At 63.4% G+C, this 24,851-nt stretch carries 24 protein-coding genes and 2 pseudogenes; 15 read left to right on the top strand and 11 right to left on the bottom strand.

All coding sequences use genetic code 11. From position 1 onward, the window contains the following. Window positions 1-41: 41 nt before the first annotated feature. The 7 genes from H977_RS0101785 (at window position 42) to H977_RS0101755 (ending at window position 8,173) form a co-directional block, all read left to right on the top strand. The gene (locus tag H977_RS0101785) at window positions 42-1,262 is read left to right on the top strand and encodes an ABC transporter substrate-binding protein (RefSeq protein ID WP_036474779.1); all 1,221 of its coding nucleotides are present in this window, start codon (window positions 42-44) and stop codon (window positions 1,260-1,262) included. 62 nt (window positions 1,263-1,324) lie between these two features. Beyond that, entirely contained in the window at window positions 1,325-3,172 is a 1,848-nt protein-coding gene (locus tag H977_RS0101780; RefSeq protein WP_231395841.1) for an AMP-dependent synthetase/ligase, read from the top strand. Between the two features lie 8 nt (window positions 3,173-3,180). Beyond that, window positions 3,181-3,936 carry a creatininase family protein gene (locus H977_RS0101775; protein WP_029106243.1) on the top strand — a complete coding sequence of 252 codons (756 nt, stop codon included), beginning with the start codon at window positions 3,181-3,183 and terminating at the stop codon, window positions 3,934-3,936. 25 nt (window positions 3,937-3,961) lie between these two features. Continuing rightward, the gene (locus tag H977_RS0101770) at window positions 3,962-4,483 is read left to right on the top strand and encodes a flavin reductase family protein (RefSeq protein ID WP_029106242.1); all 522 of its coding nucleotides are present in this window, start codon (window positions 3,962-3,964) and stop codon (window positions 4,481-4,483) included. Next, window positions 4,480-5,595 (top strand): 3,4-dihydroxy-2-butanone-4-phosphate synthase, encoded by a 1,116-nt coding sequence (locus H977_RS32310; protein WP_051288542.1) that lies wholly within the window; start codon window positions 4,480-4,482, stop codon window positions 5,593-5,595. Before H977_RS0101770 ends, H977_RS32310 begins: the two co-directional genes overlap by 4 nt. A gap of 65 nt (window positions 5,596-5,660) precedes the next feature. Further along, window positions 5,661-7,310 (top strand): long-chain fatty acid--CoA ligase, encoded by a 1,650-nt coding sequence (locus H977_RS0101760; protein ID WP_029106241.1) that lies wholly within the window; start codon window positions 5,661-5,663, stop codon window positions 7,308-7,310. Window positions 7,311-7,357: 47 nt separating this feature from the next. After that, the gene (locus H977_RS0101755; RefSeq protein WP_029106240.1) at window positions 7,358-8,173 is read left to right on the top strand and encodes an SDR family oxidoreductase; all 816 of its coding nucleotides are present in this window, start codon (window positions 7,358-7,360) and stop codon (window positions 8,171-8,173) included. A 489-nt stretch (window positions 8,174-8,662) separates the two neighbouring features. Here the strand turns inward: H977_RS0101755 and H977_RS0101750 are convergent, their stop codons facing one another. The 5 genes and pseudogenes from H977_RS0101750 to H977_RS0101735 form a co-directional block, all read right to left on the bottom strand. Then, window positions 8,663-9,409 carry an IclR family transcriptional regulator gene (locus H977_RS0101750; protein WP_029106239.1) on the bottom strand — a complete coding sequence of 249 codons (747 nt, stop codon included), beginning with the start codon at window positions 9,407-9,409 and terminating at the stop codon, window positions 8,663-8,665. A gap of 37 nt (window positions 9,410-9,446) precedes the next feature. Next, window positions 9,447-9,686 carry a hypothetical protein gene (locus H977_RS35125; protein ID WP_155946462.1) on the bottom strand — a complete coding sequence of 80 codons (240 nt, stop codon included), beginning with the start codon at window positions 9,684-9,686 and terminating at the stop codon, window positions 9,447-9,449. 80 nt (window positions 9,687-9,766) lie between these two features. Further along, window positions 9,767-10,597: a 2-oxo acid dehydrogenase subunit E2 gene (locus H977_RS0101740; protein ID WP_353587194.1), complete on the bottom strand. Its 831-nt coding sequence runs from the start codon at window positions 10,595-10,597 to the stop codon at window positions 9,767-9,769. Between the two features lie 54 nt (window positions 10,598-10,651). Further along, a pseudogene (locus H977_RS36115) lies at window positions 10,652-10,834 on the bottom strand (biotin/lipoyl-containing protein); the annotation flags it as partial. Next, window positions 10,831-13,182 carry a thiamine pyrophosphate-binding protein gene (locus H977_RS0101735; protein WP_029106237.1) on the bottom strand — a complete coding sequence of 784 codons (2,352 nt, stop codon included), beginning with the start codon at window positions 13,180-13,182 and terminating at the stop codon, window positions 10,831-10,833. The pseudogene H977_RS36115 and the gene H977_RS0101735, both read right to left, overlap by 4 nt. Window positions 13,183-13,453: 271 nt before the next feature. On the opposite strand from H977_RS0101735, the gene H977_RS0101730 reads away from it, so the two are divergent. Further along, the gene (locus H977_RS0101730) at window positions 13,454-13,939 is read left to right on the top strand and encodes an Lrp/AsnC family transcriptional regulator (RefSeq protein WP_036474932.1); all 486 of its coding nucleotides are present in this window, start codon (window positions 13,454-13,456) and stop codon (window positions 13,937-13,939) included. A 72-nt stretch (window positions 13,940-14,011) separates the two neighbouring features. Here H977_RS0101730 and H977_RS0101725 read toward each other — a convergent pair whose 3' ends face one another. After that, window positions 14,012-14,674: a TetR/AcrR family transcriptional regulator gene (locus H977_RS0101725; RefSeq protein ID WP_231395840.1), complete on the bottom strand. Its 663-nt coding sequence runs from the start codon at window positions 14,672-14,674 to the stop codon at window positions 14,012-14,014. Window positions 14,675-14,711: 37 nt separating this feature from the next. On the opposite strand from H977_RS0101725, the gene H977_RS0101720 reads away from it, so the two are divergent. Continuing rightward, window positions 14,712-16,175, top strand: coding sequence for a carboxylesterase/lipase family protein (locus H977_RS0101720; RefSeq protein WP_231395839.1), 1,464 nt, complete (start codon window positions 14,712-14,714; stop codon window positions 16,173-16,175). Window positions 16,176-16,290: 115 nt separating this feature from the next. Beyond that, window positions 16,291-16,438: pseudogene (locus tag H977_RS35730) on the top strand (GNAT family N-acetyltransferase); the annotation flags it as partial. Here the strand turns inward: H977_RS35730 and H977_RS32305 are convergent. The 3 genes from H977_RS32305 to H977_RS0101705 form a co-directional block, all read right to left on the bottom strand. After that, window positions 16,414-17,337, bottom strand: a complete 924-nt coding sequence (locus H977_RS32305; protein WP_051288540.1) for an LLM class F420-dependent oxidoreductase — start codon at window positions 17,335-17,337, stop codon at window positions 16,414-16,416. The pseudogene H977_RS35730 and the gene H977_RS32305 sit on opposite strands and share 25 nt — an antisense overlap. Window positions 17,338-17,436: 99 nt before the next feature. Further along, window positions 17,437-18,183 carry an NADPH-dependent F420 reductase gene (locus H977_RS0101710; RefSeq protein ID WP_029106233.1) on the bottom strand — a complete coding sequence of 249 codons (747 nt, stop codon included), beginning with the start codon at window positions 18,181-18,183 and terminating at the stop codon, window positions 17,437-17,439. A gap of 24 nt (window positions 18,184-18,207) precedes the next feature. Continuing rightward, window positions 18,208-18,642, bottom strand: a complete 435-nt coding sequence (locus H977_RS0101705; protein WP_029106232.1) for a MarR family winged helix-turn-helix transcriptional regulator — start codon at window positions 18,640-18,642, stop codon at window positions 18,208-18,210. A 172-nt stretch (window positions 18,643-18,814) separates the two neighbouring features. Between H977_RS0101705 and H977_RS32300 the strand changes: the two genes are divergently transcribed. Next, the gene (locus tag H977_RS32300; RefSeq protein WP_051288538.1) at window positions 18,815-19,411 is read left to right on the top strand and encodes a QsdR family transcriptional regulator; all 597 of its coding nucleotides are present in this window, start codon (window positions 18,815-18,817) and stop codon (window positions 19,409-19,411) included. Continuing rightward, window positions 19,408-20,547, top strand: coding sequence for an EstA family serine hydrolase (locus H977_RS0101690; protein ID WP_029106230.1), 1,140 nt, complete (start codon window positions 19,408-19,410; stop codon window positions 20,545-20,547). The genes H977_RS32300 and H977_RS0101690 overlap by 4 nt, the downstream gene beginning before the upstream one ends. A gap of 128 nt (window positions 20,548-20,675) precedes the next feature. Here the strand turns inward: H977_RS0101690 and H977_RS0101685 are convergent, their stop codons facing one another. Beyond that, a complete protein-coding gene (locus tag H977_RS0101685) occupies window positions 20,676-21,530 on the bottom strand; it encodes an alpha/beta hydrolase (RefSeq protein ID WP_029106229.1) in 855 nt (284 codons plus the stop codon). A gap of 51 nt (window positions 21,531-21,581) precedes the next feature. Here H977_RS0101685 and H977_RS0101680 point away from each other — a divergent pair, with 51 nt between their 5' ends. Further along, the gene (locus H977_RS0101680) at window positions 21,582-22,148 is read left to right on the top strand and encodes a TetR/AcrR family transcriptional regulator (protein ID WP_029106228.1); all 567 of its coding nucleotides are present in this window, start codon (window positions 21,582-21,584) and stop codon (window positions 22,146-22,148) included. Between the two features lie 79 nt (window positions 22,149-22,227). Here H977_RS0101680 and H977_RS0101675 read toward each other — a convergent pair whose 3' ends face one another. Beyond that, window positions 22,228-23,112, bottom strand: a complete 885-nt coding sequence (locus H977_RS0101675; RefSeq protein WP_029106227.1) for a helix-turn-helix transcriptional regulator — start codon at window positions 23,110-23,112, stop codon at window positions 22,228-22,230. Window positions 23,113-23,268: 156 nt separating this feature from the next. Between H977_RS0101675 and H977_RS0101670 the strand changes: the two genes are divergently transcribed. Then, entirely contained in the window at window positions 23,269-24,045 is a 777-nt protein-coding gene (locus H977_RS0101670; protein ID WP_029106226.1) for an SDR family oxidoreductase, read from the top strand. Window positions 24,046-24,063: 18 nt separating this feature from the next. Further along, window positions 24,064-24,798: an SDR family oxidoreductase gene (locus tag H977_RS0101665; RefSeq protein ID WP_029106225.1), complete on the top strand. Its 735-nt coding sequence runs from the start codon at window positions 24,064-24,066 to the stop codon at window positions 24,796-24,798. Window positions 24,799-24,851 lie beyond the last annotated feature (53 nt).

Below are 24,851 nucleotides of genomic sequence, written 5' to 3'. Positions count from 1 at the left end.
AGATGGACAGAGTCGGCATTTCAGCGCGCAAGCTATCGGTGATGGCCGTCGTCGTGGTTTCCGGGACAGCCCTGATGGGCTGCGGCGACGGCGACGGGGCGGCTGTCATCGGTGTTGCCGCACCGTTGTCCGGAGAAGCCGCGGTATGGGGCGGCCCGGTCGATTCCATGACGCGCGCGGTTGTGGAGCACGTCAACAAGCTTGGCGGCATCGACGGAACCAGGCTCAAAGTGGTGAGCGAGGATGAGAAGTTCAACGCCGAGGACGGAGTCCGTGCGGTGACCAAGCTCATCAACAGCGACAACGCACAGTTCATCGTCGGTCCGACATCGGCGACCTTCATGGCGACGCTCAACCAGGCCGAGCGCAACGAAGTGGTGATCGCATCGCCGTACGCGGGCATGGTGGAATTCGACGCCCGGTCCAATCCCTACACCTTCCGCACGGTCGGGCCAGACACCTTCGACGGTTTGACGGTGGCGAAGAACCTCTGGGACCGGGGCTTCAAGACCGTGTCCATCTTGTACGAGAACGTGGACTCCGCGCGCAGTACGACCAATTGGGTCGACGAATTCTATACAAAGCTCGGCGGCAAGGTCGTGGCGAAGGTCGCGTTCAACGGTGGGCAAACGTCTTATCTCCCAGAGGTTCGCAGCGCCTTCGAGCCCGAGCCCGACATCGTTTTCCTCGCCGGCTCCGTTGAGCCGGCTGTGCCGATCTTGCGCGAGTGGGCACGATTGGGTCTGCCCGGCAAATGGTCTCTCATCGCCGAGCTGTCTTATCCGGTCTTGCTCAAGGAGGTTGGCGCTCAGTACCTCGAAGGCGCATTTGGTCAGTCCGCCATGGCTGCTGATTCCCCGGCCATCGCGGGCATGCGGAAGCTTCTGACCGATGCGTACGGAGAGCAGAAAGGCAATGAGATTGCTGAACAGCCCACCGCCGGCTTGAGCTACGACGCAATCGTCTCGGCTGTTCTGGCCATGGCGGCCGGGGGACAAGCGACCGGAGTCGCGATCGCCGAAAACTTGCACAAGGTAACAGATCCTGGCGGAAAGCCGGTCTACACGCTCGATGAAGGACTGGAGCTACTGGCCAAAGGTGAGAAAATCGACTACCAGGGAGCATCTGGTCCCGTCGACTACACGCAGACCAACACAGCGACGCCTGACTACGGCATCTTCCAGGTGGTCGGTGGCAAGTGGAAGGTCACGCAGCGTTACGCGGGGACCGAACTCTACGACTTGGCTGAGGAACTGGACTGACCATGAAGATGCGAAACACACGGGCAGCGACCTCGTCGTCGACGGGATGTACGGAGGTGCCGGTGTTGGAAACCCTGACGGAGTTCGACGCCGTGAATCGAACTTTCGCTCAGATGCTCTGCGACCGCGCTGAGCGTGAACCCGACGTGGTCGCGTATTGCAGCTGGGTGAACGGGGCAGCCCACCCGACCACATGGAGCGAATATCTCCAGCAGGTGCGGGAGGTTACGCTCGGTTTGCATGATCTGGGTGCCGTGCCAGGCGACCGGGTGGCCATCGTGTCGTCTACTCGCCACGAGTGGGTCGTGGCCGCACTGGCGATACTCAGTCTCGGCGGAGTCCCCGTGGGCGTGTACCCCACGAGCTCGGTCGCCGAAGTCAAACAGGCACTGGAGAGTTCCGAGGCCACAGTTGTTTTCGCGGAGAACGTGGCAGATGTCGCGAAGGTTGCCGCGGTATCGGGCGAGCTGCCAGGACTGCGCGCGACGATCGGGTTCGACACCAAACCGCAGGGCCTGGCGGAATCTGTGCGGGGGGTGCACTGGGGAGAACTGCGCCATCGCGGTCGATCCCTCGGGGTGACCGAACCCGAGCTGTTTGCGTCGCTGGTTGAGGCGGGCGATATCGATCAACCCGCGGCCCTGTTCTACACGTCGGGATCTACCGGTGCACCGAAAGGCGTGATCCACACGCACCGCACCTTGCAGTACTCGGTGCTCGCCTTCGCCATGTCGTACCCAGAGGTCGGTAGGACCAGGCACGACCTCGTTGCATTTCTGGGCCTCTCACATGTTGCACCCGCGCTGATCGGAGTATTCACCCCGATCATGACCCGCCTCGTCATCACCTACTGCACCATGGATCAACGTCTGGACGCGCTCGTCGGCGTGCGACCGACAGCGGTCCTGTGGCCACCGCGAATGCACGAGAAGTTGGCCGGCGAGGTATTGCAGCAGCTTTCGGAGTATGGCGCCGCCTTCCGACTGCGGTACGCGATAGCGATGCGGATTGCTCGCAGAGTAAGCGAGATGCGCTGGGCAGATCGGGACCTCCCTTGGTACTTCAACTATCTGTACAACGTGTGCCTCCGTCGGGTGTTCGTGCCCCTGCGCGCAAAGGTCGGCATGGACCGCATCAGGGTCGCCTGGACCGCGTCGGGCAGCATGTCCCCCGAGGTAGCAGCGTTGTGGCAGATGTGGGGACTCGACCTTCGTGAGCTCTTCGGAACGACAGAGACCTGCGGATCGGTTATTGCCCAGTGGGATCGAGCATTCCCGCCGCCCGGAACAATCGGGAAATCCATGCCCGATCCACGGTGGAAGGCGCGCGTATCTGGGGAGGGTGAACTGCAGCTGCGGAGCCCCTGCCTCTTCAGCGGTTACCTCGACGACCCTGAGGCGACGGCCGCTGCGATGGACCAGGGCTGGTATCGCACAGGCGATCTGGTGGAGATGGACCCCGATGGAGAAGTTCGGATCATCGGCAGAATCAAAGATGTCCTCAAGACCAGCGGCGGAAAAACTGTCAGCCCTCAGCCGATCGAGCTCCGGCTCAAGGCCAGCCCACTCATCGATGAGGCGATTGTCGTCGGTGAAGGACGCAAATATCTGACTGTGCTGGTGGGCGTGAGTGCGGAGGCGCGTGCGATGCCTACGGCTGACCGAGATGCCGCGCTTGCCACATGGATCAACGAAGTCAATTCCGAGCTCTCAAGGCCGTTGCAATTGAAGAAGTTCCGCGTACTGCCACGGATGCTCTCGACCGCAGACGGCGAGCTGACTCTCAAGGGCACCATACGGCGCTCGGCAATCCTCGCGTCGTTCCGCGACCTTGTCGATGAAATGTACGACGCCGGCGAGCAGGGGGAGATCGCCCGCCAGGCGCGCTTCGCCGGCGGCGATCTGAAGTAGGTGAATGGATGAACGAGGTTCGGATCGAGTTCATGACGAGCGCTGAGATCAGCGCGGCGATCTCGGAAGGAGCACGCACAGCAGTTCTGCCGTTGGGAGCCGTCGAACAGCACGGTGGGCATCTACCGCTGTCGATGGATGCCGATCACGCTGACGAGCTCGCGGTGCGGGTCGCGCGCCGACTCGGGGGCGCGCTGGTTCTGCCGACCGTCCGTGTGGGGTACTCACCGCACCACCTCGGATTCACCGGCACCCTGTCGCTTCGCGCGTCCACGCTGGAGTCGGTGTGCGAAGACTACTGTCGGCACCTCGCCAAGGATGGCTTCGAACGAATCGTCATGTTCTCCGGGCATATCGGGAACCATCCCGTGATGCGTGACTTCGAGGTGCGACTCACGGCGGCACTCGCGCCGCTGTCAGTCATCGTCTTCTCCGATACCGAATCCATCTTGGACGCGTGGCAATGGGCGGCGGAGAGCGTGGCATCTTTGGGCGCCAACGTGGGAGGGCACGCTGACATCGCAGAAACGTCGGTGATGCTGGCCCTTCACCCGCAGAAAGTCCGCATCGACCGGTTCGCCCGCGGCTACACGGGCAAGGTGGACCAGCCGCTGCTCGATCGGGCGTTTCGAGACGGAATCGGAGCAGTCTCCGCCAACGGCGTTCTGGGTGACCCAGAAGGCGCCTCGGAACGGATCGGGCAGGCGTGCCTCGACGCGGTCACCTCCCTTGTTGCCGACTACGCCCGCGCCCGGGGCGCGTGACATCCACGAGAACGGAGTGCAAGCGATGACTACCCTCGATCCCGTAACTTCGGGGAACTCTGACCGGGATATGGCGAAGCTGCGCAGGCTTTACGGTCGCTATCCAACCGGCGTCGCGGCGGTCTGCGCACTGCGTGGTGGACAGCCGGTCGGGATTGTCGCCACCTCGTTCACCCCGGTATCCATTGACCCGGCGTTGGTGTCGATCTGTGTGCAGCACACGTCGACGACTTGGCCGCATCTGGCTGACGGGCGCCATCTGGGCGTCTCCGTCCTGGCATCCCGGCATGAAGCCGCGTGTCGGCAGATTGCGGCGAAGAACGTGGATCGATTTGCCGGAGTGTCTTGGTTCGCCACTGAATCCGACGCGGTGCTGCTGTCGGACGCGGTGGCCCAACTCGACTGCGAGATTTCCACGACCGTTACCGCCGGTGACCATGATGTGGTCATTCTCGAAGTCAAGGCAGCTGCGGCGGATCTCCACGCATCGCCGCTTGTCTTCCACGACAGCAGATTTCGAACGTTTGCGGTCGGACACGACTCATGACGGCGCACACCTGTGTGTCTCGGGTGGCGATCGAGCGCGCCGTTGCGGCTCTGCGCGCTGGGACCCCGGTCCTGGTTGTCAACGGTACCGATGACCAGGTCGTCGCCGATGTAGTGATCGCGGCCGCTCATGCCACGCCGCAATGGACGGCATGGCTGGTGAGGTTCACCTCCGGGCTGATTTGTGCTGCGCTGCCCGCACGTCGAGCAGACGAGCTGGATCTGCCGACCATGGCCCGAGGCGATGACTCAAATGTGGAAGCGCCCACGTTCGCGGTTGCGGTTGACGCCGCGTCCGGGATCAGTACCGGCATCAGCGCGACCGACCGCGCGCGCACCGCGCGTGTTCTGGCAAGCGACAACTCCCGGCCGAGTGATCTGGTGCGGCCCGGTCATGTTCTCCCAGTGAGGGTTGCAGGCTGCGGGGTGCTCAAGCGCCGGGGAAGCGCAGAGGCGACGGTGGATCTTTGTGAGATGGCGGGGCTTCCACCTGTAGGGCTGACCGCAGCCCTCCTGGGGGAGAGCGGCGAACTGATGCAGGGACCCGCAGTCAGTGTGTTCGCTCGGAACCATCGCTTGCCGATGGTGCACATCGACAGCGTCGTACACCACCGCCTTTTCCACGGTGATGGACGTCGCAAACGGGTCGTGCCGGTTCAGAACCGGCTGGACCAGATGACAGGCCGGCCGCTCAGAGCAGTCGACTTCGAAGACCAGCTGACGGGCGCTCGGCATACCGTTTTCATGGGCGCCTCGGTACCTGATATCGATCCACCCGTCTATGTCGTCACGGAATGTGTCCATGGTGACCCACTTCTCGCCTCTGGCTGCGAATGCCGGGTCGAATTCGAGAGGTGTCACGAACGTGTCGCTGCACGCGGCGGAGTCATCGTGTACCTGCGGTCACCCATCACGTCGGCGCCGAGGTTCTCGGTGCCGCAGGCAGAGTTGGTAGAAGGTTGCATCACCGCGATGCTGACCGGGCTCGGTGTCACCGCAGTGACTTTGGCAGATTGCGTACAGGACGCATACCTGACGTCCATGTGCGATCTGGTCGTCTCTGGGTCCCCAGCGGCCTCGGAGCCTTGCAGGCTCTCCGCCGCTGCCCGCTGACACCTCACGCTTCTTGAGTGCGATAGACGATCGGAGAGACCACTTCCATGGGCATCCATGCCACCATGCAGAACGTACCGCTGACGCTCACCGCGATCCTTGACGGAATCGACGGCACGTTCGGCGATTCAGAGGTCCTCACCTATGCAGGTGTGAACACCGCCGTGCAAGCAACCACATTCTCTGAGATTGCCACGCGCGCAGCTCAACTGGCCAACGGATTGGCTTGCCTCGGAGTCGAAGCCGGTGACCGAGTGGCGACCTTCATGTGGAACAACCAGCGCCACCTCGAGGCATACCTCGCCGCGCCCTGTTCTGGCGCGGTCCTGCACACACTCAACATTCGCCTCACGCCACATCAACTCGGTTACATCGCCTCCCATGCCGGCGACAAGATCGTCATCGTCGATTCCAGTTTGCTCGACACGTTGATGCCGGCGTTGCCGCTGATGCCGGAGCTGGCGGCGCTGGTCATCGCCGGTGACCCGACCGAGGCTCAGCTGGCCGAGGTATCACGTCTGGTGCCCGACGTCGTCGCCTATGAGCAACTCGTCAGTAGCCAGCCGACCAGGTTCGCGTGGCCGGTGCTCGACGAACACAGCGCAGCCGCGATGTGCTACACCAGCGGAACCACTGGGGATCCCAAAGGCGTTGTCTACAGCCATCGGTCGATCTATCTGCACGCCCTTGCCGTCTGCACGGCCAACGTTGCCGGAATCTCCTCCCGTGACCGGGTGCTTCCCATAGTCCCGATGTTTCACGTCAACGCGTGGGGCATTCCGTATGCGTCGCTGATGGCCGGCGCAACACTGATACTGCCGGACCGCCACCTCAAGTCCGACACGCTCGTGGACATGATCGCCAAACACGGCGTCACGTTGTCTGGCGGTGTCCCTACGGTTTTCAACGACATGTTGCAGTGGCTGCGCGACAACCCCGACCATCGAATCGACTCGCTGCGTCGAGTGCTGTGCGGCGGTGCCGCGGTGCCGGCGTCCCTTGTCGCCGCGTATCGCGATGAATTCGCGGTGCCACTGGTCCAAGCGTGGGGCATGACCGAAACCAGTCCCATCGTGACCATCGCCGATGTTGCCGACAATGCGATCACCACCGATCAGCAGCGAAAGCTCAACAGCACGGGCCGATTCCTGTTCGGCGCCAAAGGACGCATCGTCGACGAGACGGGCGCTGTTCTGCCCCGCGACGGCCGATCGGTCGGCGAAGTACAGGTGTGTGGCCCCTGGATCACCGGCGGCTATTACGGCGGCATCGACGCCGAGAGCTTCTCCACCGACTCGGACGGGCAACTCTGGCTCCACACCGGCGACATCGGTCGCATCAGTGCAGACGGCTACCTGACGCTCACCGACCGAGCCAAAGACGTCATAAAGTCCGGTGGCGAATGGATCAGCTCCGTTCACCTTGAAACCACCCTGGTCGGTCATCCGGATGTGGTCGAAGCTGCCGTGATCGGCGTACCTGACACCCGTTGGGATGAGCGACCCCTCGCGTTGGTGACCTTGCGCCCCGGCTCTGCCCTCCAGGTCGAAGATCTGAAGGCTTGGCTTGAGGAGCGCGTACAGCGATGGTGGTTGCCCGAGCGGTGGGCCGTGGTCGGCTCTATCGCGCGCACAGGCGTCGGCAAGTACGACAAGAAGCTCATGCGGCAGCGATACCACTCCGGCGAGATTCCCGTCACCGTGTTGCCCCGCTAGATCGACATCGCCGATGCGGTGACATCAACAGACGGGATGGGATCAGAGTGCAGATCGAGAACAAAGTTGCTGTCGTCACCGGCGGTGGATCAGGAATCGGCCGGGCACTGGCCGTCGAACTAGCCAAGAACGGAGCGCAGGTCGTCATCGGCGACATCGACGAGCGTGACGCTGACGACGTGGCCAGGATCATCGGCGACGCGGCGACGAGCATTCGGGCGGATGCATCCACCGTTGACGGCATCACACGCTTGATCGCTGAAGCTGAACGGCACTTCGGCCCCGTGGACATCTTCGTCGCCAACGCCGGCATCATGGGAGCTGCAGGCCTCGGTGATTTCGCCGACTGGGACAAGGTACTTGCGATCAACCTGCGTGCTCACATCAATGCCGCCGGGCTGCTGCTACCGGGATGGCGAAGGCGCGGCAGCGGCTACTTCGTGTCGGTCGCATCCGCGGCCGGCCTGCTGACGCAACTCGGCGCCGCGGGGTACGCGGTCACCAAACACGCGGCGATCGGATTCGCTGAATGGCTCGCGATTACCCACGGCGAGGATGGAATAGGCGTGAGCTGTGTGTGCCCGCTCGGAGTCGATACGCCCCTCCTCGCCGCAGTGCGGTCCTCCCCAGGCCGGTCGAGCCGGATCGGTGCGCAGTCGATCATCAAGTCCGGCAGCGTCATCAGCGCAGCGGAGGTGGCGGCGGAGACGATCCGTGCCATACGCGCGGAGCGCTTCATGGTTCTACCCCACCCGAAGGTTCTGGACATGTTCCGCGGCAAAGGCGCGGACTATGACGGGTGGATTTCGCGGATGCGGCATCTGCAGCGGTCCCTGAGCGGCGGTGTCGCCGAACCCGAGTGACGGTTGGCGATAGCGAACACACAATGGTCGCGGGTATCGGATCGGCAAGGCGATGCCGGTCAGACATGTTGGTGTGCAAAGAAATCCGGCGCGTCTGCTTCCATGTACGGCGAAAACGAGACTGATCCGAAATAGTCGGACAGCCAATGACGTGCATCACGTTCTACGAGCAGTGTGGCTCCTATCACTATTACGTTGGATGGGAGAACACTATGGGAGCCAGCATTATTGGCCGCATTGCCGGAAGCGTCAAGGCGCTGTCAGCGGTGATGGGTGTGGCGGCAGCGGTAGCGATGAGCGTGATGTGCTTCAGTCATGGAAGTGCCGTCCCCGGCTTCAGTGTCGCGCGTAACGATGATCCGACGTTGGCTACGGTGACGCGGTCGACGGCGCCGAGGGAGCTGGCAACCTCATTTGCCCGGCCGACCCACACCGCTACACCATGTGCCCCGAGGGCCACCATGCCTTGCTGACAAGCTGTTTCAGGGTTCAGTGCGGTGGATTCTCGTTCTGGACGAGGCTACGCGCCGTCCGCCGGGCGATGCGAATGTACTCATCTCTGCGGTTCAGCAGTCGCTCCGTTGGCGCGCTGATCGATAACGCAGCAATCGGCCGGCGGTCACGTTGATGGATGCCTACGGCAATGCATGACTGGTCCGGGATCGTTTCACCGAGCTCTGTCGCGATGTCGTCGCGGCGAACGGAGAACAGCTGCGCACGAAGGGTATTCACGTCGGTCACAGAGTTCTCCGTGAGCCTTGGCAATCCGTTTCGGTCGATGAGTTCTTCTACCGCAGACCACGGTAGCTGCGCCATGAGCAGTTTCCCGAGTGCCGAAGTGTGACCGGAAATGTGAACTCCGCGAGTAACTATCGGATCCGTCCGATCTGCGGATGCGTTGGCGATGCAGACCACGCCTTGGCCATCCCAAGCGCCGACGGTCACCACAGCTGAGAGCTGGTGGGCGAGCGCTGCCATACGGCGATTTGTATGGGCGTTGAAACAGCTGGAACTCATGAGCCGACGACTGATGAGCAGAACGCGCCAGCCGAGGCGATAGCGGTCGCCTGAAGTCTGTTGCAGCAGGCCGATCGCTGCGAGACTGGACATGATGTCGAAGGTCGTCGACTTCGGTAGCTGCAGCCGAGCAGCTACCGAGGTCACGCCCCACTCCGGTGTCTCAGTCGTGAAGAGATCGAGCACCTTCCCGGTACGGTCGATCGTGTTCAGCACCATGCGGCCTCACATACAAGAGGGCATGCGGTCTCCGTGGTCAAGAGCTCGGCGGAGGACCGGCGGGACGAGTTTGATCGGAAAGGCCAAGAGCGGCGAGTTTCGCCAAACAGACCCCGATCACACGTTGTCGATCGGATTCGCCCATCGCCTGGGGTGGTGCTTCCTGAACGAGCGTCAGCACCCGACGATAAAAGGTCGACGGTGCTATGCCGAACTCCGGCAGAATGTACTCGTCGCCGTGGTCGAACGGTGCCCATCGAGCCACGAACGAGAGCATGCGACCATATTCAGTAATCTTGTGCGAGTTGATGGTTGAAGGTCGTGGCGCTGATCTCCTGGTATTTGCAGGTCTCTTGATCATCGAAGGTCCGCATCGTCGAAGCCACGCTCCAAGCGCTGGCGCACGGTGCCGAGATAGCGTGCGGCGTCGGCGCCGTCGATGATCCGATGGTCGTAGGACAGCGACAGGTAGGCCATCGAACTGGTCTTCACCACGAGGTTGCCAAGCTCGTCGCGTCCAGGGACCAGTCGTTCGACCACCGTGCCGACACCCAGAATGGCAGACTGGGGTTGATTGATGATCGGGGTGTCGAACAGCGCGCCGCGGCTTCCGGTGTTGGTGATCGTGAAAGTTCCTCCCGACAGATCGTCAGGCCGTACCGTCCCCGATCTCACCGCCAGGGCCGATGCCGCGATCGCTTCTGCCAAGCGTGCCAACGTCATTGACTCCGCGTTGCGGACGACCGGAACCATCAGACCCTTGTCACTGTCCACAGCAACGCCTAGGTGGACGGCACTGTGATAGGTGACCTCGGTGCAGTCGGCGTTCAATGAAGAGTTGATCACCGGGTGTGCGGCAAGGCCTTCCACAGCAGCACCGACGACAAACGGCAGGTAAGACAGCTTCTGGCCGGTCCGGCCCTCGAATTCCGCTTTGTTGCGGTTGCGCACCAGCGCGACGTTGGTCAGGTCGACTTCGACCACCGTCGTCAACTGTGCCGATGTCTGCAGTGATGACAGCATGCGCTGAGCAATTGTGCGCCGGATCCGCGAGAGCTTCTCGACTCGCGCCGTTGTTGTTTCAACTGGTTCGAGCGCCGGTTCCGGTTCCGGCTCGGCGGCCTTCGGAACGCTCTGTGGCTCATGGGCCGTATCCTCGGTGGGCGGCCCGTCGGCAGCGTTGATCACCGCGATGACCGCACCGATCTCGACCACGGCGTCCTCATGTTCAATGATCTGCGCCAGGATCCCGGCTGCGGGAGAGCAGACTTCGGTATCGACCTTGTCGGTGGCGACCTCGAGCAGGGGTTCGTCATGCTGGACTTCGTCGCCTACTGCCTTGAGCCACCGGGTGATGGTGGCCTCGGTGACCGCCTCACCAAGGGCGGGTAGTTCCACGTTGGTAATGCCTGTGGCAGAAGTCATTTCACGCCCCGTTCGGCCAGGTCGAGTGCTGCGCTGACAATGCTGTCGGTGTCGATGCCGTGATACCGGTAGACGTCGTCGAGTGAGCCGACCTGTCCGAATCGGCTCACTCCTAGAGCAGCTCCCGCCACGTTGTTGATGCCGGTGAGAAACGCCAACGTATGTGGGTGCCCGTCGAGCACGGTCACCATAGGGGCGGCGCGATCGGCCGGGAAGACCTGGTCGAGGATCCAGCTGGGGCTTTCGGAAAGCCCGCGGCGAGCTTGTAATGCGTCGAAGAGCAGGCCAGGGCTGGTCGCACAGATGACATCGGTATCGATGCCCTGATCGCTGAGCCGATCGGCCGCGCGCAGGGATTCGGTGATCATCGCTCCCATTCCGACGACGGTGACCTGCGGTACGCCACTGGCTCGTCGCAGTATGTACGCACCGGCGACCACTTGTTTTCTCCGGCGTTCTCGGGCGGCGGCGTCGTCGGGAACCGATGCCAAAGTCTGGTCCACAGGCCGCGTGGAAAGTCGCACATACGATGACGAGCCATCCGGCCGGCCCAATCGACTGATGCATGACAGCAACGTCCACTCGACATCGATGGCGAATGCCGGCTCGTAACTGATGCAACCAGGTTGCTCAAGGCCGATCGACGGCGTCTTGATGGACTGATGTGCGCCGCCCTCGGCCGCGAGAGACACACCCGAGGGGGTCCCGACCAGAATCGACTGTCCGCCTGCGTAAATGCCGTAGGACCACGGCTCCAAGGCACGTTCCACGAACGGGTCGTAGACCACACCGATCGGAAAGAGGGGTTCGCCCCACCGGCTCCACGTCGCGCCGAGTTCACCGATCAGGCCGACAAGATTGGTCTCGGCGATACCGAGTTCCATGTGCTGTCCGGTCGGTCTCTCGCGCCAGTGCATGATCGTCTCGGGGTCGTCGTCGAACCAATTCCGACGTTCGTTGGGAGACCACACACCAACCTTGTTGAGCCAACCGGCCAGGTTCGTCGTTGAGCTGACGTCGGGGCTCACCGTCACCACACGCTTGGCCGCGTCCGGAGCTTGACGGCTCAGGTCGAGCAGAACCCGGCCCAGGGCCGCCTGGGTAGACGATGTGCCCGAGGGAGTGCGACCAGTGTCAACCGGCACGGCGGGCGGAGTCGATAGTGTCGCCGGCTCGCGCCGCAGCCTCTCGGCAGTCGTGGCGCAGAGCGCTCCGGGTGCACTATCGGTGCCGAAACGCTGCCAAGGACTGCTCGGGTCCATACCGAGTTCCGTGGCGAACTGGTCGTACTGCTCGATGGTGAGTAGTGACGAGTGATTCTGGGGATGGCCCTGGGTGGGCAGCCGGTGACCTTTGATGGTGTAGGCGATGATCACCGTCGGACGGGTGTCATCGATTTGGGCGAAGGCGGCGCGCAATGCGCCGAGGTCGTGGCCGCCCAGATTGCGGATCGCGGCCAGCAACGTGCTCTCATCGAGGTCGCGGATCAGCGTCGAGATCTGATCGGCACCTATTCCGCTGCCGGGCAGCCTCTCCCGCAGCTCTTCGGCTGAGCAGCGCAGCAGACGCTGGTACTCGGGGTTGGGCATCTCGAGGATGCGGGTGCGCAGCGCGGCCCCACCGCTATGACCAAACAATGACTCAAGCTGGGCGCCGAACTTCACATTGATCACTTGCCATCCGGCGGCCGAGAACATTGCCTCCAATCGTCCAGCGGCGATGTTCGGCACCACGCGGTCGAGTGATTGGCGGTTGAGGTCGACGATCCAGACGATCTCGCCCAGCTCGCCGACGGAGTTGTCCAGGATGGCTTCCCACACCGCCCCCTCATCGAGTTCGGCGTCACCCACCAGCGAGTACTGGCGGCCTTTTCCTGCGGCGCCGATCTGCGTATCGACGTAGCGGCGCGCGATCGTGCCCCATATCGGCGCAGTCGCCCCAATCCCCACTGATCCTGTCGAATAGTCAACGGGATCAGGGTCTTTCGATCGGCTCGGATAGGACTGCAGACCACCGAACTCTCGCAACGTGGTCATGTACTTCTGATCGAGTTCGCCCAACAGGTAATTGATGCCGTGCAGCACAGGCGAGGCATGTGGCTTCACCGACACCCGATCGCCTGGTTGAAGCTGTTCGAACCACAGCGACGTCATGATCGAGGTCATGGAGGCGCACGACGCCTGATGGCCTCCCACTTTCAGACCGGTCGGGTTAGGTCGAACACGGTTGGCGTGGTGGATGATCGACGTCGATAGCCACAACACGCGGTCTTCGATTTCGCGGAGGGTGGCGTCTGCTGACGTGTCAGCGATACGAGGCCGGGCATCGACTGATTGCGAGCGGTCCATCAGTGGTTTCCTTGCATGCGAGTTCCAGATTGTGGGGTGACCGGCCTTCGCCGTGCTCAGGTCGTGAACACGGCGAAGGCGCGTCGCAGCAAGCGGGCTCGTGTGAGAGCGCAGGCGCTGCCGACCGCGGTGACACGGTCGTCGGAGCTCCGTTGGGGTGCAGAACTCACTGTCAAGTCGAGCATCGAACTACACTTTGAACAAGCTCAAGCGCATCGACTGAGCATTTTGCTGACGAGGATGCTGGGACATTCAGTTGGAGGTTGTCATTTTGACCACGCAAACCAGAGTCGACGGCTTGGATGCCCGGATCCTCAAGGCGCTCAACGACGATCCTCGGGCCACAGTGATCGCATTGGCCGACAAGACCCGGCTCTCGCGCAACACTGTCCAGGCACGCATCAACAAGTTGGAACGCTTGGGCGTCCTGCGCTCGTTCGAGAGACGCATCGATCCCGCCACGCTGGGTTACCCCTTGACCGCGTTCATCCTGACGCGCGTCACGCAGCGCAAGCTCGCTGCCATCGCCCGAGCGCTGGAGCAGATTCCCGAAGTGGTCGAAGTGCAGGGACTAGGCGGTGCTACCGATCTGTTGATTCACGTGGTCGCCCGTGAGGCAGACGATCTCTACCGGGTGGCCGGCCGGATACTCGACATCGACGGTGTCGAGCAGACCAACACCTCGCTGGTCATGCGCAAGCTCGTCGACTTCAGGCTGACACCGCTTCTGGACAAGCTGGTCGACGAAGCGAAATGATCGCCTGCCCATCGAGACAACGGCAACGACGGAGCCCTCGGCAGCGGAATGACGGCGGCGACTCCTGATTCTCTACGACGTGAAGAGTTCGTCGAGATGCTGCTCGATTGCGGCGAGGGCCTCCCCGGGATCGATGACCTCCAGGTCGAGAAGGGGCGTCAGGCCGGTCAACGCAAGGACGCGGTCGGTCTCTGTGTTCGCGTCGCGATCGCGAGCGATCTTTCCGTCAGCGATCGCTTGGGCGATGAGTACTTTGACCTGTTCCCGTCCCTGACGTAAGCCCTCGCGCGTTCGATCGCGAATTGTGTTGTCGTGCAGGGCCTCCAGAACGTAGGCGGCATTCATTCGGCTCGTCGCGCGCGCATCGTCGTGCAGCGGCAGCATTTCGACGAGCGTCAATCGGAGGACGTCTCGGGGGTGCGGCTCCGCGCCGAGCTCCTGCAGGCCACGTGCCACTCGCTGAGCAGTCTGTTCGGCAGCGAAGTCCATCGCGAACGAAAGCAGCTCCTGACGACTCGCGAAGTAATGCTGAAGCTGGCCGTGCGACATCCCGGCCTCCGTCGCGACCTCACGCAGACTCAGGCGCAAAACTCCGCGTTGATCCACCACGCGCCACAGTGCGCGAGCGATCGTTTCGCGACGCTCCTGGTGATCGACCTGTTTCGGCACTTGTTGCCTTTCGCCGTTCCAATACGGTTGTAATAATACATGTGGATGGTTAACGTCGAGGCGCATCGAACAGATGGGAGCAGGCATGCACGGACATCCGCGAGTGCGCACACAGCAGGGGATCGTTGAGGGTCGCCTACGGCGGGGCAACGCAGTCTTCCGTGGCGTCTCGTACGCCCAGCCCCCGGTCGGTGCGCTGCGTTTCGCGGCTCCCCTGCCTGTCGCCGCGTGGGAGGGCGTCCGGCCCGCGGTCGAATTCGGTCCGCCTCCACCGCAGTCGGGCCCAGGCCCGCAGGCGGACCCGTCGCCAGACACAGACTGGCTGACACTCAACGTGTGCACGCCGGACCCCGCCACGACGGGGTTGCCGGTGTTGGTGTGGCTGTGCTGCGGCGGCTACATGGCCGGCACCGCAGCCGATCCGATGACCGATCCCACAGCCCTGGCTGACGCCGGCATCGTCGTAGTCATCGTCCAATGTCGGATGGGCGCCGAAGGTTTCGCCCTACTCGACGGTGCCCCGTCGAATCGCGGCCTGCTCGATCAAATCGCGGCATTGGAATGGGTCCAGCACAACATCGCCAACTTCGGCGGAGACCCGAGCCGTGTCACCGTCGCGGGGGTATCCGGCGGAGCTGGGTCAGTTGCCGCACTTCTCGCGGTCCCCCGCGCGCGCTCGCTGTTTCAGCGGGCCATCACCCAGTCGGTTCCCGGATTGCACTGCACGCCAGCACTGGCCGAGGAGGTGACCGCTACGCTCGCCAATCGGCTGGGTGTCCCACCCACAGCGCAGGGGCTCTCTACCGTCGCTCCGCAGCGGCTGGCTGACGAGGTCACCGCGCTGTGCCTGGAAATGCCCTCCTATCGCGAACGCTGGGGCCGCCTGGCGCACCTGGGCATCGTCGTCTGCCCAGTGATCGATGGAGAACTCCTCGACGAGACCCCGTGGGCCGCCCTCACTCACGGTCGTGCCGAAGGGATCGATCTCCTCGTCGGCCATACTCGTGACGAATTCCGACTCTTCAGCGTCATGATGGGCGTCCGGGGCACCTTCACCGACGACGACGCGTGCACGGCGTTGGAAGTCTTCGCGCCGCCTCCGGACGGTCCAGACGCATACCGTTGCGCCTATCCCGACGCCGGCCCGGAGGAACTCGTGGAAATCGTGTACTCGGATGCCACCTTCCGCATGCCGTCGCTTCTGCTGGCGGAAGCAAACGCCGAGGCAGGTGGCAGCACCTTCCTCTTCGAACTCTGCTACGCCACAGAGCAGTTCGGCGCGTGTCACAGCATCGACGTCCCACTGGCCTTCTCCACCCTCGACAGTCCCACCGGCCGACTGTTCTTCGGAGACCACCCCACGGCCGATGCCCTTGCGGTGGCGGACGAACTTCACCAGGCATGGGTGCGATTCATCATCGAAGGCCAACCTGGATGGACCCGCTACAGCACAGACCAGCGACCGACCCGAGTCCTAGCGGCACCGTCCACCACCACTACCTATCCGGAGGAAAAGTCGCGGCATATCTGGCTTGGCCATCCACCGACTCCGTTCACACTCGTCTAGACGGTCCTCGGAGCACCTGCCGGTCAAACAGCCGGCCTATCAACGGGATCCGTGGCCGCAGGCCGGCCGATTGTCTTCGCACCATGAATGGAGACGATTGTTTGAGTACGTGCGCTACCCACGGTTCGGGTTCAGCCGCGCATCGCAGTACGGGATCCGACTGAGCATCGATGTCCCCCGACGACGCATTGATGGCGCTCAGCCTCGACTCCGATCAGCTGCCGAGCGGCACCGTCCGCTATGCCGCACCATTCGGGATATGACCAGATGAGTGCAAGGGGTGGGTGTTTGGCGAGAGGTCCAGTGCCGAAGCCAAAGTCGTCAATGCCGGCAGCGGTTCCGTGGCGCCGATGACCTGAATGGCGACGTGATCCGCGCCGGCGGCACTGTGCTGATGGAGGCGCTGGGCAATCCGATCGGCGGTGCCGTAAGCGATGACGGCATCAACCAGTGCATCGCTTCCTGGTTTGGCGACATCGTTGTCGGAGAAGCCGATTCGTTTCCAACTGTTGCGATAGTTCGCCAGACCGAGATAGAGGTCGAGTGCCGCGCGGCCCGATGCGCGGGCCTCTGTGATGTCTTCGGACACCACAATTTTTTGCTCCGGCGCCAGGAAGGCGGCCGGCCCCATAACCTCGCGCGCCCGCGCAGTGTGCTCAGGGGTGGTGAGGTATGGGTGCGCGCCGGCCGCGCGCCGTGCGGACAGCTTCAGGATTCCGTCGCCGAGTGCGGCAAGGACGCGGCGGTCTGCGGGCACGCCGTAGCGGTCCAGGTCGTCGAGGTAGGCGTTGAGTGCGTCGAAGGGCTTCTCCCACTGCGTGATGGCTTCACGGTGCCCTGCGCCGATGCCGAGCACGAACCGCCCGGGGTGATTGTGTTCGAGGCGGTGGAACGCCTCTGCGACGGGCCCGGCCGGAGATCTCCAGATGTTGATGATGCCGGTGGCGGCCTTCAACGTGCTGGTCCGATCGAAGATGGGATCCACCCAGGAAAGGTCGTCGGGTGCGCTGCTACTGACCCACACCGCCCCATAGCCCAGCTTTTCGATCTCAGCGGCGACCTCCGGGGAGACCGGATTGGTCGTCCACACGCCGAACTTCCCGAGGTCGGGTTTGCCGGCCGCATCGTGCGGTGCCGCGGTGCCTGAATCGTTGGAGTGCATGATTTTCCGTTCTGAGAGACGACTGCGACAGCGCTGCCGCACGCGGTTTCGCCACGCGGACCGGGGCTGTGCAGATGGAAAGGAAGTGCGAAGTTGCCGTCACATGTTGAGGACGCGATTCAGGCGAACGCCATAGTCGTCGTCCGGGTTGGTTCCGTCCGCGCCGAATCGTTCAGCGACGGCGGCCATGCCGATGTCGCGGCGTTTCGGGGATCTCGCAGCGTCGGCCCTCGCGAGCGCGGACGGCATCTCATCGCTGGTCAGGTCGGTGCAATAGGCGGGCGCTCCGGGCTGCTGGCGCCATGACTGGTCTAGCCCGCCGGCGTCGAACCCGTCGAAGCCCGTTTCCTCGACGAGGGCGATGCCCAGAGCCCGCGACGTGGCGTCATCGGCTGCGACGGGGATCGCTATGCGGCCCGGCGTCCCCGGCGGCGTGCTTTTGTTGGCGAACGATCCTGATCCGATGGCGTTCCATGCCTTGACCACTGGACGGCCGAGTTGTTCGGCAACCCAGAGGCTTTCGATCTGGCCGTCCTCGATGGCCCGGATCCGGGAGTCCCGCGCCGGGTAGTAGTTGGATGTGTCGATGACGACGGTGTCGGCTGACGCCCCATCCAAGACCGGCGCGATGCTGGGTATGCGGTTGAGGGGGACGGAGAGGATCACGACGTCGACGTCTTTTGCGGCGTCCGATGCCGGTACCGCCCGTGCTCCAGTCCGCAGCGCGTCGGCCTCAATAGTTTCCGGGCCGCGTGAGTTGGCCACCTTGACGTCGTGCCCTGCGCCGGCGAGCCTCTGGCTGAGCGTCTTGCCGATGTGGCCGACGCCGATGATTCCGATCTTCATAGTGATTCCCTTTGTGTGCCTGGTCTAGTCGACCGCAGGGTGTGCGAGTCCTTCGAGCGTGCGCCGGAGTTCGTCGATGCCCGTGTCGGTGAGCTGACAGGCTGATTTGATTTGATCAGTGACGCCTCGGATCTCGGGTTCGAGCGCGCGGCCATGGGCCGTCAGATCGACGAACACCCTCCGCTCGTCGGCTATGTCCCGTGTCCGCGTCACCATTCCGATGGCCTCCAGTCGCTTGACCAACGGCGTGATCGTGCCCGTGTCCATGTCCAGGCGCGCGCCCAAGGCGCCGACCGGAAGCGGTGCGCCATCCAGTAGCGCCAGTACCACGAGGTACTGAGGAAACGTCAAGCCCAGCGGTTCGAGGAACGGCTTGTGCTGGCGGATCATCCGGTTGGCGGCCCCGTACAGCGCAAACGAAAGCTGTTTACCCAAGTCGCCACGAGACGCCTGCGACACTGTCCACCACTTTTCTAGTAGGCCATTTGCTTACGCGCTAAAGACTAGCACGCTCGATATATTACGTCGCCCTCATCGCTGGGGCGGCGCCGGGCGATGAGCGGGCGAGTCGAGAAAGTGCAGATGCAACAGTTGCTTGATTTGATGCACCGTAAAGCGATATGTTGCATCCATGAGTGTTCCCGGTCACAGTGGCCCAGGACGCGATCACGCGGTCGCCGTCGCGCGCCGCCGGTTCCTTGAAGGGGACCGAATCGACATGCAGAAGCTCGCCGCCGAACTCGGTGTCGACCGGTCCACGCTGTTCCGCTGGGTTGGCAATCAGGATCAGTTGCTGGCGACCGTTCTGTGGTCGCTGGCCGAGCCGACATATCGGTCCGCTGTGGCCGCGACCAAGCGCCGTGGTGCTGCGCGGATCGCCGATGCGACGGGCGGGTTCGCCCAGGCGCTCGTCGATGCACCGTACTTTCGTGCGTTTCTGCGCCGCGAACCCCAACGGGCTCTGCGCGTCCTCACCACGAAGGCCAGCCCGGTGCAACACGAAACGATCGCTGCCACAGAGCGTCTGGTGCAGCAAGAGCTGGACCGTGGCAACCTCGTCCACCCGATGTCGGCGCACGACCTGGCGTACCTCATCGCGCGAATCGCCGAATCGTTCGTCTATGCCGACATCATCACCGGCGAACGCCCCGATGCAGCCAAGGCTGCTATCGCGGTAGCGGCCTTGCTCGGCGACGCGAGCTACCAACCGAAAGGGATTTCGTCATGACCGCGCATGGGTACTGTAGCCCCGACTTCGACTTGCTCCGAATGGAATTCGAGAAGAACCTCACCTCGGGCGAGGAACTGGGCGCGTCGATAGTTGTCGACGTGAATGGTGATGTCCTGGTCGATCTCTGGGGCGGATTCCGTGATGGTGAACGCACCCGGCCATGGGGCGCTGACACCATCACGAACGTGTGGTCGTCAACAAAGACGGTCACGAGTCTGGCGGTGCTGATGCTGGTGGACCGGGGCCTGCTCGATGTCTACGCGCCGGTGGCGAGGTACTGGCCCGAATTCGCAGCCAACGGTAAAGACCGCATCGAACTCCGCCATCTGCTTTCACACACTTCCGGTGTCGCCGGCTGGGACCAACCGTTCGACCTCGATGACCTCTATGACTGGGAGCTGGCGAGCTCACGTCTGGCCGCCCAGGCGCCGTGGTGGGAGCCGGGAACCGCATCCGGGTACCACGCGCAGAATTTCGGCCAGCTGCTCGGCGAAGTTGTTCGTCGAGTATCCGGCAAAACGCTCGCCCAGTTCGTCGCGGACGAGATCGCCGGGCCGCTGGGCGCTGATTTCCAGATCGGTGCTCGCGAATCGGACTGGCCGCGAATCGCCGATGTCGTTCCGCCGCCGCCGCTTCCGATAGATCTGACCGCGCTTCCCGAGGACAATCTGACCCGCAAGGCTTTGGGCACCCCGCCACTCGATGCGGCCGCAGCCAACACAGCAGCGTGGCGGCGCGCTGATCTCGGTGCTTACAACGGGCACGGTAATGCCCGATCGCTTGCGCGGATCATGTCGGTCATTGCGCGCGGCGGGACAGTCGACGACACGACGTTGCTGACACAAGACACGGTCGATCTGATCTTCGAGGAACAGAGCAACGGGCCCGACGGTGTGCTCGGAGTTCCGCTGCGGTTCGGCATGGGTTACGGACTTCCTCAGACCGCCACGGTCCCCTTCATCCCCGATGAGAGGATCTGCTTCTGGGGCGGTTGGGGCGGATCGATGGTCGTCATGGATCTCGACCGGCGGATGACGGTCACCTACGCGATGAACAGAATGGGCGGCGGCCTTCTCGGTTCTCCGCGCAGCGAGGCGTACCTGAACGCCGTCTACAAGGTGGTCCAAGCCTGACCGCCCCTGTGCACCCTGGTAAGACGCTCACTGTGAAATTTCATTGTGCTTTGGTCGGTGGAAAGCGCTCATTCGCAAGAAACGTCGTCAGCCCTACTGAATGGTGCTGCCAGACGGTGGTGTTCGGCCTACAGCGGGCGGCAGGTCCTGAGGTAACTGAGGAACGAGGCCTGTAGGCCGGTGAGGTGCGTTTCGTGCAGGATCTCGCTGGTGACCGCTTCGCGGCGTGCGGTGAGGCGGTGGAGGATGGTGGCCGTGTTCTTCGCGAGGCTTTGGTAGACGGCGAGGTCTCCGAGGAGCTCGCGGTCGTTGATGGTCACATGAAGCTTGGCGGCGCGATGGCTGTCACCCATCTCATCGAGCTGGGCGAAGACCCGACTGTCTTCAGCGACGACGCCTGGGCTGCCCGCTCCGATGCTCTCGAAGAGAGGGTTGCCGGTGAGCCAGGTGTACAGACTGAAAAGGCCCCCGTAGGAATAGCCGAAGAGGCCGTGACCGCTTGGGGCTGTGTCGTAGTCGGTTTCGATCCGCGGGTGCAGTTCCGCGGTAAGAAAACTCAGGAATACATCGGCGTGGGTGTCGCGTAGCTCGGCGAGGTAGGCGTCGGCTTCCTCGCGTGTCCTCATGCCCGCTTTCAGTCCCATCTCCACGGCATCGATGAGCTCCGTGGCGATGGGCTCGCCGGGTGGTACGAAGTCTCTGTTGCGCAACCGATCCCAGTCCTGTGCTTCCTCGCCCGCGTAGCCGACACTGACTTGGATGTAGGGCTGGATCCGTTGCATGGGGTCCAGCTGGCTGACGATGAGCGGAGCCGTCAGGCCCACGGCGAAGTTGCCGTCGAGCACGTACACGACAGGCGCTGGCTTCGTGGCGGGGTCGTAGCCGGGTGGCGTGGTGACCCAGACGCCGTAGTCATGCCCACCGCTGGAACGTATCTCGAAATAGTCGGTGCCGGCGAGACAGCCTTGCCACATGGCGCTCATCGAAGGTCCTCATCATTGGAAAAGCGTTATCCAATGGATAAACTGTGTGGCGTGGTCCTGTCAACCGCGGAACGCAAAGGCGACGCCCGCGAGCGTCTCCTGGCGCGGCTCCTCGACGCCTTCGAGGGGGCCCTTCCCTCGCCGGAGATGTCGCTGCGTGAGGTCGCCGCCCGGGCCGAGACCAGCCACGCCCTGCTGCGATACCACTTCGGGTCACTTTCTGGTGTCTTGGCGGCCATGCTCACGGTGCAGCGATCTCGTGACAACGAGGCGCTTTTCGAGATCGCTCAGCGGGGCAGCTTTGATGACCTCGTTATGGCGATCTGGCGGGCCTACACCCGTCCTGAGCAGCTGTCGCGTGCCCGCGGCTTCTTTCACGTCATAGGACTCGCCGCGTACAGCCCAGGGGACTTTCGTGAGTTCATCGACTCGCTCGATGACCTGACCTCGATGCTGACCTCGCTCGCGGAACGCGAAGGGCATGACACCCAGGAGGCGCGGACCATGGCCACCCTCGCCATTGCCGCAATTCGTGGCCTGCTCTTGCAAGAAGTTCTGACTCCGGCAGTCCACTCGCAGGACGCGGTCGCCTTGATCCTGCGCATGACCAAGGGCTGATGGGTTCCTTGTCCGCGTCCGGAGCGACGCCGAGGGCATCGAGGCGGCGCTGCACGAACAACTCTGGCAACTCGGAGCGCTATCGGCCCGATCGCGTGGAAGGCTCGGCGTGACGCTCGCCGTCATGCCAATTGGCCAAGAGTCGCAGCGAGGTCTCGGCGGGTGATCCGGGTTCGGTCGTGTAGACGATGAGCACCTGATCAGGGTCACCGGACGGGTTGAGCGCCTGGTACCCGACAGTGAGGTCGCCGACGATCGGATGGTGGTAGGCCTTGGTTCCGGTGGTGCGGCGTTCGACGTTGTGGTCCGACCACCATTTGCGGAACTCCACCGATCGGATTGAAAGTTCACCGACCAGGGCCGAGAGTTTCTCGTCGTCGGGGTAGCGGCCGGCGTCCAGGCGAAGCATCGCCACGGTGTCGGCAGCCACCTCCGCCCAGTCGGCATACAACTCCCGCGAGTGTGGGTCGAGAAAGACGAAGCGGGCCTGATTGCGCATTGGGGCGGGAAGTTCACGGAACTCGGTGATCAGCGCACCGGCCAAACGGTTGTGCGCCAGCACATCCAGTCGTCGGCCGAGTACGAACGCCGGCGAGGAGACTTGATCGAGAAGTTCCAGCAGACGCAGAGTCGCCGGGTGAACCGATTGCGGGCGGGGGCGCCGTTTGCGTTGCACTGCTAGGGGTTTGGCCAGCAGATGCAGGTGCTGGCGCTCGGCGTCGTTGAGGCGCAGCGCGGTCGCGAGCGCATCGAGCACATCGGCCGACGCACTGCGGCTGCGGCCCTGCTCCAGGCGGGTGTAGTAGTCGACGCTGACCCCGGCCAGCCTGGCCAGTTCCTCGCGGCGCAGGCCTGGAACCCGCCGGCGCGTGGCAGGTCCGTCCAGTCCCACATCCTGTGGAGAGAGGCGCGCGCGCCGCGCACTGAGGAATTCGGCCAGCTCGGTGGGCTTCCGATCACTCATAACGGCCAGTCTGCCGCCCGGCGGCGTGGTCGTCGACGCCTATGGTGGCCCAATTTGTCCCCTGATACTTCGGGCCAGCGTGCGTCCACAAATCCGGCCTTCGGACCTGTTGTCTCGAATGCACATATCCACGCAGTCTCGAAGGGAACAAGACGTATGTCCACCGTGATCTCCTCGGCCCCGTTGACGGGCCGCGTCGCTGTCATCACCGGAGCCTCCAGCGGCATCGGCGAAGCCACCGCATTCCGGCTGGCATCGTTGGGCGCCGGCGTCGCCATCGCGGCGCGCCGAACCGACAAGCTCGACGCGCTCGCACGACGGATCACCGCCGCGGGGGGCACCGCGCTTGCGCTGCCGCTCGATGTCACAGACAGGTCGGCCGTGAACGCGGCCGCCGAGCAGATTGCCTCGCGCTTGGGTCCGGTTGATCTGGTGTTCAACAACGCCGGGGTTCAATTGATCTCGCCGATCGACGACGTCCGATTCGCGGACTGGCAACAGCAGATCGACCTGAACATCACCGGCGTCATGAACGTCATCGGCGCGTTCGTGCCGCAGCTCATCGATTCGGCAGCTCACGGTAAAGCAGCCGACCTCATCACCACATCGTCGATCGCGGCGACCCGGGTACTGGAGAAGTTCTCGGTGTACTCGGGCACCAAGGCCTATATCAGCCAGCTGACCAGGCTGTTGCGCGTCGAACTGGGCCGAAAGATGGTGCGGGTATCGACCATCGAACCGGGAATGGTGGATACCGAATTACCCAGCCATGTCACCGATCCCGACGCGAGCCGGTTGATGGCCGACCTGATCAACGACATCGACGTGCTCACCGCAGCCGATGTCGCCGAAACCGTCGCTTTCATCGCCTCGGTCCCGCGCCACGTCAACCTCACCGAAATCACCATCCTGCCCACCCAGCAAGCCGTCTAGCCAGAAGGACCAACCACCATGACCACGAGCCCGAAGACCGTCCTGATCACCGGAGCCAGTAGCGGAATCGGCGAAGCCGCGGCACTGCGCCTGGCCGGCGACGGTCACCGACTGTTCCTCGGTGCCCGCCGCATCGAACGGCTGAAATCCCTGGCCGCGCGGATTGAGGCCTCTGGCGGCACCGCGTCGTTTCGCCGGCTTGATGTCACCGACGCCGCCGACGTCCGGCGGTTCGTCGCCGCCGCCGTCGACACCTACGGCAGCGTGGACGTCGTGATCAACAATGCGGGCGTCATGCCGCTGTCGGCGCTGGCCGAGAACAAGGTCGATGAATGGAATCGGATGATCGATGTGAACATCCGCGGTGTGCTGCATGGCATCAGTGCGGCGCTTCCCGTCATGCAATCGCAGGGAAGCGGGCACATCGTCAACGTGGCATCCATCGGCGCCCACGAAGTGGAGCCGACCGCGGCCGTGTACTCCGCCACCAAGTTCGCCGTCTGGGCCATTTCCGAAGGGCTGCGTAAAGAACAGTCCGGCGGCATCAGGGTGAGTGTGATCTCTCCGGGAGTCACTGAATCAGAACTCGCCGAATCGATCTCAGACCCGGCAGCCCGTGACGCCATGCGCACCTATCGCGCCCTGGCGATACCGGCTTCGGCGATCGCCGACGCCATCGCATTCGCCATCGGACAGCCCCCCACGGTGGACGTCAACGAGATCATCGTGCGACCGGCCGCCAGCACTCACTGATCTGCCGTCGCGCCGCACATTCAGATACGGCAGTGCGCCACTCCCTCTGGGGA

This window comes from Mycobacterium sp. URHD0025 (assembly GCF_000426065.1).
In the GTDB taxonomy this organism is placed as follows: Bacteria; Actinomycetota; Actinomycetes; order Mycobacteriales; family Mycobacteriaceae; genus Mycobacterium.
This window is presented reverse-complemented; position numbering and strand designations above follow the sequence as displayed.